8 protein-coding genes are annotated in these 8,973 nt (G+C 57.3%); 3 read left to right on the top strand and 5 right to left on the bottom strand.

Going from position 1 to position 8,973, the window contains the following annotated elements:
• Positions 1-47 precede the first annotated feature (47 nt).
• The 5 genes from WMO26_RS13050 to WMO26_RS13070 form a co-directional block, all read right to left on the bottom strand.
• Positions 48-1,622 (bottom strand): peptidylprolyl isomerase, encoded by a 1,575-nt coding sequence (locus WMO26_RS13050; protein WP_349221066.1) that lies wholly within the window; start codon positions 1,620-1,622, stop codon positions 48-50.
• A 229-nt stretch (positions 1,623-1,851) separates the two neighbouring features.
• Positions 1,852-3,369, bottom strand: a complete 1,518-nt coding sequence (gene gpmI / locus WMO26_RS13055) for a 2,3-bisphosphoglycerate-independent phosphoglycerate mutase (protein ID WP_349221067.1) — start codon at positions 3,367-3,369, stop codon at positions 1,852-1,854.
• Positions 3,370-3,406: 37 nt separating this feature from the next.
• Positions 3,407-4,174, bottom strand: coding sequence for a triose-phosphate isomerase (tpiA, locus tag WMO26_RS13060; protein ID WP_349221068.1), 768 nt, complete (start codon positions 4,172-4,174; stop codon positions 3,407-3,409).
• A 23-nt stretch (positions 4,175-4,197) separates the two neighbouring features.
• Entirely contained in the window at positions 4,198-4,521 is a 324-nt protein-coding gene (locus tag WMO26_RS13065; protein WP_349221070.1) for a hypothetical protein, read from the bottom strand.
• Positions 4,522-4,617: 96 nt separating this feature from the next.
• Positions 4,618-5,814: a phosphoglycerate kinase gene (locus WMO26_RS13070; RefSeq protein WP_349221072.1), complete on the bottom strand. Its 1,197-nt coding sequence runs from the start codon at positions 5,812-5,814 to the stop codon at positions 4,618-4,620.
• A gap of 330 nt (positions 5,815-6,144) precedes the next feature.
• Here WMO26_RS13070 and WMO26_RS13075 point away from each other — a divergent pair, with 330 nt between their 5' ends.
• The 3 genes from WMO26_RS13075 (at position 6,145) to WMO26_RS13085 (ending at position 8,693) form a co-directional block, all read left to right on the top strand.
• Complete coding sequence (locus tag WMO26_RS13075; RefSeq protein WP_349221073.1) at positions 6,145-6,678, top strand: hypothetical protein; 534 nt, start codon at positions 6,145-6,147, stop codon at positions 6,676-6,678.
• Positions 6,679-6,681: 3 nt separating this feature from the next.
• Positions 6,682-7,767, top strand: a complete 1,086-nt coding sequence (gene mnmA, locus WMO26_RS13080) for a tRNA 2-thiouridine(34) synthase MnmA (protein ID WP_349221075.1) — start codon at positions 6,682-6,684, stop codon at positions 7,765-7,767.
• 290 nt (positions 7,768-8,057) lie between these two features.
• Positions 8,058-8,693, top strand: coding sequence for a corrinoid protein (locus WMO26_RS13085; RefSeq protein WP_349221077.1), 636 nt, complete (start codon positions 8,058-8,060; stop codon positions 8,691-8,693).
• Positions 8,694-8,973 lie beyond the last annotated feature (280 nt).

Raw genomic sequence — 8,973 nt, forward strand, 5'->3', positions numbered from 1 at the left:
CCCCCCCCCCCCCCCCCCCGGGGGTTGTGTTTTTTTAAAAAAGGGTCTTACAGGTCGGCGGTATAGCCGAAGCCGAAACCGTCCTGGGTGAGGGTATAGCTGCCCAGAAGACCTTCAATGTACGAAGAATACTTGTCGTTTGCCAGATAGCTGCGCGCCTGCACCTTCCAGTAAGGATCGCCCGTGCCCACAAAGTACATAATATGCGCGCCGTAGCTGCTGTAAACAATACCGGTGTCACCAGGCTTACGGGCAGGATCAAAGCACCAGTCGTTAAAGCTTGTCACCATCTGGCCGGGATACACGCCCTTATACAGGCCGCCCATATAGGCCGAACCGGTATCGGTGGAGTTTTCTTTCGCCAATTGGGCAAAGGAGGCTTCGGTTGCCTCGCCGCTCTTCCAGGTGTTGAGCAGGGCGGAAGCCGCCTCGCCGACCTCTACCGTTTGCTCGGCAGTCAGGCCGGTTGACTGATCGACCGTGGTGCTGGGGGCAAGCAGGATATGACGTACGTCGACCACATTGGTGGTGTTCCTTCCCTTGCTTACCAGATAGATCACCCGATAGCCGGAGGTGGATTCGAGAACCGTCTTGTTCCCAGCCGCACGCGTATTGTCGAACAGCCATGCACTCAGGGTGGAATCGGTCACGTTGGCTTTGCTCTGGTCACGGGTCAGGGAGTGATCGGGGCTGTCCTGGTAATCCGCTTTGCTGGCTTCTGGCGCGTACTCGATGCACAGCTCGTTAAAATTGCTGCCGTCTTCGGCGATCTTGCCGAGCATTTCGTCCGCCGCCGCCTTGGCCGCTTCCTTGGCCGCTGTCTTCTGTTCATCCGTTGCGGTGGAAGAAGTCACCGACTCGGGATATTTGCTTTCGGTGGATATCAGCAGGGAATGATAGGTAACCTGGTCGATGGAAGCCTTGTTGGAGATATAAGAGGCGTCGATTTCATCGTCGGAGAAGTTATAGTTGTCCACCAGGTACTGCTTATAGCTGCTTGCCAGAGTTTCCCGGTCCATCTGGGCGCGGAACACTTCCATGTTGACGCCGGGACCGTAGTAGTTTTCCACAATCTGTTCCGCAGTCACCTTCTGTTCGGCGGCGGAATCCTCGATGGACTTCAGATTCGTTTCAATATAGGACTTGTCGTCCTCGGTCAGCTGATAGCCTTCCTTGGCGGCGGTGTCCGCCAAAGCATAGGTGGTGCGGATGGTGGTTTCCGCAGACTGGCGGAAATAATCCTCCCAGGTGCCGCTTTCCAGCAACGCGCAGGTCTGATCCTTGAGGGGCTTGGAAGTGTCTAGGCCGAACGTGGAGAGCGACTGGCCGTATTGATTGACAAAACTGTTGTAGCTTCCATAATAGTAATAATTATAATCCGCAGCGGACAAGGAATAGTCCCCTACCTTTACGGCGGTGACCATCCGTGTAAAGCCGCCGCTTTGCATAAACACTGCGGCAATAATGCCTCCGATAAGCAGCACGCAGATGACGCAGGAAATTACCGTAATGGCAACCTTCTTGCCTCTTGACAGGCCTTGGCTTTTTTTCTTCTTCTTGTAGGCTTCGGGATTCTGCTCCCGTTCCAGCTTTCGGAGCTGTTTTTCTCTTGAACCGCTCATGTCGTATCCGTCCTTCCGATTTTCATGATCCCGCCGGCATGACGCTCGCTTTCGGGAACGAACCCTTCCTTCCGTCTTGCTGTCGCGGAGCCGTTTCCCATTATATCATACATTTTGCTGATTTTGCAAACATATTGTAAAGGTTTTTGTGAATCTTCGTGTGAAATTCACAAAAAAGCCTGCCGGAACCTTGTCATTCCGGCAGGCTTTGGAACGGGATGCTTCCCGCTTATTCGGCGATCAGGCTTTTGCCGTCCATTTCAGGAGGCTGGGGCAGGCCCATGATTTGCAGCATGGTAGGCGCAATGTCCGCCAGCCGGCCGCCTTCCCTGAGCTTGCAGGGATAGCCCTTGACGGTCAGCGGGACCGGCCAGGTGGTATGGGCGGTGAAGGGAGAACCGTCGGGCTCCTTCATCTGGTCGGCGTTGCCGTGGTCGGCGGTCAGAACCAAAACGCCGTCCATCTCTTCGATGGCCCGGGCGGTGCGGCCTACGCAGGTATCCACCGCTTCCACGGCTTTGATGGCCGCGTCCATAAACCCGGTGTGGCCAACCATATCGCAGTTGGCGTAGTTGAGGATAACCACGTCGTATTTGCCTGAGCGGATACGCTCGCACACCGCGTCGCACACCTCATAGGCGCTCATCTCCGGCTTTAAGTCGTAGGTAGCAACCTTCGGAGAGGGGATGAGGACCCGGTCCTCTCCCTCATACTGCTTTTCCACGCCGCCGTTGAAGAAGAAGGTAACGTGGGCGTATTTCTCCGTCTCCGCAATGCGAAGCTGGGTTTTGCCGTGCTTGGAAAGGTATTCGCCCAGCGTGTTCGTAAGCTTTTGAGGTGCAAAGGCCACCTTTACGTTGGGCATGGTGGCGTCGTACTGGGTAAAGCAGACATAGTAAAGCGGGAAAAAGCCCTTTTTGCGGGCAAAGCCGTTAAACTCCGGATCCACGAAGGTCCGGGTCAGTTCCCGGGCACGGTCGGGACGGAAGTTAAAGAAGATTACCGCGTCGTCCGTTTCCACCTGCTTGCCGCCGGCGATGACCGTGGGCACCACGAATTCGTCGGTAACTTCCTTTTCATAGGAATCCGTCACCGCCTTCACCGGATCGGCAGCTTCCTCGCCCTCGCCGTAGACGATGGCAGCATAAGCCTTCTCTACCCGCTCCCAGCGATTGTCCCGGTCCATCCCGTAGTACCGTCCGAGGACCGTGGAGATTTTGCCTACACCCAATTCCCGGCACTTATTGGAAAGCTCCGCCACAAAGTCTTTGCCCGAGGTGGGGGGCACGTCGCGCCCATCCAGCAGGCAGTGGACATACACCCGGTCGAGTCCCTTGCGTTTACAAAGCTCCAGGATGGCATAAAGATGGGAATTGTGGCTGTGCACCCCGCCGTCGGACAGCAGGCCGATCAGGTGAAGGGCCGTGCCCTTTTGCAGGCAATGGTCAATGGCGCCGGTGAGCGCCTGGTTTTCAAAGAAATCCCCGTCCTCGATGGACTTGGTAATCCGGGTCAGCTCCTGATAAACCACCCGGCCGGCGCCCATGTTGGTATGGCCCACCTCGGAATTGCCCATCTGCCCGTTTGGCAAGCCCACGTCCATGCCGGCTGCACCGATGGCGGTGGTGGGATTTTCCGAAAAAATTCTATCCAGATTGGGCGTGTTGGCCGCCTTGACGGCGTTGCCGTATTCAGAAGGGTTAAGGCCGAAGCCGTCCATAATGCAAAGAACCAGAGGTTTTTTCATAGTACGCTCCTTCCATTTCGTAACTGCACGACGACGTTTATTTGCTTGCCGCTTCCACGATTTTTGCAAAGTCCGGCGCCTTCAAGGACGCGCCGCCGATGAGGCCGCCGTCCACGTCCGGCTTCGCCAGAAGCTCGGCCGCGTTGCCCGCGTTCATAGAGCCGCCGTACTGGATGGTCAGGGCGTTTGCCGCGTCGGCGCCGTAAAGAGCCGCCACTGTGGCACGGATGGAGGCGCAGACCTCGTTTGCCTGGTCGGCAGTGGCAGTGCGGCCGGTGCCGATGGCCCAGACCGGTTCATAGGCGATGATGATCCGGGAAAGCTCGTCCTTAGATACGCCGCCCAGCGCAATCTTCGTCTGCATGGCGACCAGCTCCGCTGTAATGCCCTGCTCGCGCTGCTCCAGGTACTCGCCTACGCACAAAATAACGGTAAGGCCCGCATCCAGCGCCGCGCGTACCCGCTTGTTGACGGTTACGTCAGTGTCGCCGAAATAGGTGCGGCGTTCGCTGTGGCCGATGATGACGTATTCGACGCCCATTTCTTTGAGAGTAAAGGCAGAGATTTCACCGGTGAAGGCGCCAGACTTTTCCCAGTGGCAGTTCTGCGCGCCCACGGAAATGTTGCTTCCCTTGGCCGCCTCCAGCGCCGCGCACAGGTCCACAAACGGGACGCACACAATCACGCCGCAGTCCGCGTTTGCCACCAACGGCTTCATTTCGTTGATCAGCGCCGTGGTCTCGGCGGGGGTTTTGTTCATTTTCCAGTTGCCGGCGATGACCGCCTTGCGAAGGGTCTTGTTCATGATATTTGCTCCTTTGCCAAAAGTTATTCGTGTTCCTGGGAAGGCTCGGCAGGACCGGTCAACTCCTCCACCAGCGATACGCTTTTGCGGTATTCGCCGTAAGGGACGAAGAACCGGTAGGTTTCCATGGCCGTCCCCACATACAGAGTGACGGCGGCGCCCAGATTACCGAACTTTTCATAAGGAATGTGGTTGTCTTTTAATATGGATTCCACGCCGAAAGCGATCGCCGGTTCAAAAACGCCCAGCAAAACCGGGTCGTTTGCCTGCGGCTTACGCAAACTGCGGCTGCCGCATTGGGGGCATTCCTGCTCGCACAGGAGCTGACAGTCTTTGCAATAGAGCACGACGCTTCCTCCTTTGCCGCATCGAAAGACACACGGCGTTGCAACGGGTGAAACAGGCGGGAAAGATGCCTCTCCCGCCTGTCTTTTCTGCAAAAATTAGTCCTTGTCGTTGAGGGCCGCGATGCCCGGCAGCTCCTTGCCTTCCAGGAATTCCAGAGAGGCGCCCCCGCCGGTGGAAATGTGGGTCATCTTGTCGGCAAAGCCCAGCTTCTCAATCGCCGCCGCAGAATCGCCGCCGCCGATGATGGACACGGCGCCGCTTTGAGCTACCGCCGTAGCCACTGCGATGGTGCCCGAAGCAAAATTCTTCCACTCGGATACGCCCATCGGGCCGTTCCACACCACGGTGCCCGCACCCTTGATGGCGTCGGAGAAGAGCTTCTCGGTCTTCGGGCCGATGTCAAGGCCCATCCAGCCGTCCGGAATGTCGTCGGAATCCACCGTCTTAAACTGGGCGTCCTCGGCATACTTGTCCGCTACCCGGTTGTCAACGGGAAGCAGGAAATTGACGCCCTTATCCTTGGCCTTCTGCAGGGTTTCCTTAGCAAGCTCCAGTTTATCTTCTTCGCAGATGGAGGTGCCGATGCTGTGACCCTGGGCCTTGAAGAAGGTATAAGCCATACCGCCGCCCACGATCAGGGTATCCACCTTTTCGAGAAGATTATTGATGACGCCGATCTTGTCGGACACCTTCGCGCCGCCTAAAATGGCCACAAACGGGCGCTTCGGGTTCTCCAGCGCTCCGCCCATGACGCTGATTTCCTTCTGGATCAGATAGCCGCAGACCGCCGGCAGATAGTCGGCGACGCCGGCCGTGGAAGCGTGGGCCCGGTGAGCGGTGCCAAACGCGTCGTTTACATAGATATCCGCCAGGGATGCCAGTTCCTTAGCGAAAGCGGGATCGTTCTTGGTTTCTTCTTTATGGAAGCGGACGTTCTCGATGAGCATAGCCTCGCCGTCCTTAAGCTCGCTTGCGAGCTTTTTGGCGGACTCGCCCACCACGTCGGACGCAATCTTGACTTCCTGGCCGAGCACCTTGGAAAGGTACTTGGCTACCGGCGCCAGAGAATACTGCATGTTGAACTCGCCCTTCGGACGGCCCAAATGGGAGCAGAGGATCACCTTCGCGTTGTGGGAGAGAAGGTACTTGATGGTGGGGAGGGCTTCGGTGATGCGCTTGGGATCGGCAATGTTGCCCTCGCCGTCGAACGGGACGTTAAAGTCGCACCGGACCAGAACCCGCTTGCCGGCGACATCGATATCTTCGATGGTCTTTTTGTTGAGAGCTGCCATAGAAAAGAACACCCTTTCCATATTAAATTCGGTTTGTGAAAAACGAGACAAATTCTAGAGGATATTTTATCCCAAAATTTGATGCAATGCAAGGGCGGGCCGAATTTTCATGCATTCGTGCAGAAATTTAGGGCAAAAGGCCCGCGATTTGTACGAAACCCCTTTCCATTTCGACCGTTTCTTGCGGGCGGGGGCCAAATCTGGTATACTGGAGAAGAAAAACGCGGAGCATACACCTTGTGCGACGGCTGCCTCAAAAGGCGGCTCACATTCCCTTCCGTGCGGGGAAAGCCATATGAAACTGGAGGAAACGGCAAGGAGGCGCCGGGGATGACGAAAAAAGGAAGCAAGCGCTGGCGTACCGCATGGCGGTGGACGGGAATCGAGTTCTTTTTTGCAGGGCTCATGTCCTTGGGCGCTGCTGCGGCATTTTGGATGGACTTTCGGGACTTTTACGGGTATGACCCTTATCGAACCGTGCATCAGGTTTTTCTTTATCCGCGGGAATGGGTGGATGTCTTTTTATATGGCGGGCTTGCTTTGCTTTTCGCGGGATGCGTGGCCTTTGGCCTGATGCAGCGGTTCCCCGTGCAAAAGCGGGAATCGCTCCGGTCTTGTTACGTCCCGCCTCAAACGGAGCGCCCGCAGATTTCTCTGGATGAAAATGCACCCGCAACATCTTCTACACGTCTGTTGCTGGAACAATTCTTTGAAAACGCCGGCTTCGACGGAGAAAAGGAGCCATTGGACGCCATCACCGAGGTCGTCTGTGTCCACTGCCGCAAAGAGTACGACTGGGACTATCCCAAATGTCCCCACTGCGGCGCGGTCAACGACGTATTGCTGCGAAAAAGGAGAGAATGACGGTTGCCAAAGAAAAGAGTGCTGGTAGGAATGAGCGGCGGGGTGGACAGTTCCGCCGCCGCCGCTTTGCTTTTGGAGCAGGGCTATGAGGTGGTGGGTGCCACGATGGACCTGCTGCCGGACGGGCCGTCCCCCGATCTTGCGGACGCGAAGCGGGTGGCGGCGGCTTTGGGGATCGAGCACCATGTCCTCCCCTTCCAGAAGGAATTTGAGAAGGAGGTCATAACCCCCTTTTGCGGCGAGTATTTGGCCGGGCGGACGCCGAATCCATGCATTTTCTGCAACCGGTCCATCAAGTTCGGAGAGATGGTCAAGGCGGCCGACCGGCTTTGCTGTGATTTGGTTGCCACCGGGCATTATGCCAGGATCGAGTTTGACCAGAGCCTGGGCCGCTGGCTTCTCAAGCGGGCCGATACGCGCAAGGACCAAAGCTACGTGCTTTATCACCTGAGCCAGCGCCAGCTTTCCCGGGTGCTGCTCCCTCTGGCGTCTTACACAAAAGACGAAATTCGCGCCATCGCCGTCCGGTATGCGCTTCCCGTGGCCCAGAAGGGAGAGAGCCAGGAAATTTGTTTTGTCAAGAATCAAGATTACCCGTCGTTTGTTACCGCCTTTACCGGGAAGGACACTCCGCCGGGCGATTTTGTGGACGAGGAAGGCCGGGTCATCGGCCGGCACAAGGGGATTCTCCACTATACCATCGGCCAGCGCAAGGGGCTCGGGCAAAGCTTCGGGCGGCATATGTACGTGTCCCGGATCGACCCGGAAACGAACACGGTTTGCCTGGTGGAATCCGGCCGGGAGTATTTTTCCGGCCTGACGGCGGCCCGTCTCAACGCCGTCGCGTTCGACCGTTTTCCGGCTGCCTTTGAGGCGCAGGCCATGATCCGTTACCAGGCGAAGCCGGCGCCTTGCCGGGTGGAGCTCACCGGGGAGGACCGGGCAAGGGTCACCTTTCAGACACCTCAGCGGGCGGTGACGCCGGGGCAGTCGGTGGTGTTCTATGAGGGCGGCACGGTGCTGGGCGGCGGCATTATTGACGCGGGAATTCCCGTGCAGGAAACGGACTTGCCGCTGGAACACACCTGAGAAATGTTTTTTTGCACTGCTTAGGGTATGTTTTGCCGAACATCCGCGCAGGGGCTTCTGGACGTTTCGAAAAAGGAACGATTCCTTAAAAACCATCGGTTTCGACGGGCGGGAGAGGCACCGCAGCGTCCTTATGCTGCGGGCCAATCGGCCCCATAGAAAAGTGCGTCGACTTGTCTTTCCTTGCGGCGCTTTTTCTCTTTTGTGCGCGGTGCTTGACGAAGCGGGAAAAAACCGGTAGTATGTTGGACAAGAAAAGCGGATAGCTTGATAGGCAGGAGGAATTCGATATGGCCATTTTGGACGATCTGAGCGAGCTGCTCCAAAAAGGAAAAGTTAAGAACGTGGTGGCTTTGGTTACCCAGGCGCTGGAGGAGGGCATCTCCCCGGCGGACATTTTGAATGAAGGCCTGCTCAAGGGAATGGGCGAGGTCGGCGTGAAATTCAAGAATAACCAGGTGTACGTTCCCGAGGTGCTGATTGCCGCGAGGGCTCTCAACAAGGGCCTTGAGGTACTCAAGCCCCGGCTGGTGGAGGCCGGGACCAAGCCGGTGGGCAAGGTGGTCATTGGGACGGTGCAGGGGGACCTGCACGACATCGGCAAAAACCTGGTGTCCATGATGATGGTGGGCGCGGGCCTGGAGGTCGTGGACCTGGGGGTGGACGTGTCTGCGGAGAAATTCGTCGCCGCCGTCAGGGAGCATAAGCCCAACATCGTGGCCATGTCCGCGCTTTTGACCACCACCATGGGCCATCAGGGCGATGTGATCGAAGCCCTCAAGGCGGAAGGCCTGCGCGAGCAGGTAAAGGTAATGGTAGGCGGCGCTCCGGTGACCGATTCCTTCGCCAGGCAGATCGGCGCGGACGCCTATACGCCGGACGCGGCCACCGCCGCGGAAAAAGCCAGGGAACTGGTCTGTGCATAACAAAGAAACAGACAAGAGGCCGGATGTAAGTTCTACATCCGGCCTCTTGTTTTGCCTATTTTCCCATTGGCTGGAGGAGGGGCTGCTTGCAGCGCTTTCCGAACGGGAAGGGAGCCAATCGGAAGACACAATTGGACATTGGAAACGCCTGGGCCCTCGTGTAATAGAGAGCCCGGCCGCTTCCAGCTCTCCAAAACGAGCGCCCGCCGTTTACAGAGGGCCTGCCTATTGTGGCGGACCGTGATCGCATGCAAAAAGCCGCGCCGGACTCGAAACGTCC

The organism is Solibaculum intestinale (assembly GCF_040096205.1).
Taxonomy (GTDB): domain Bacteria; phylum Bacillota; class Clostridia; order Oscillospirales; family Acutalibacteraceae; genus Solibaculum_A; species Solibaculum_A intestinale.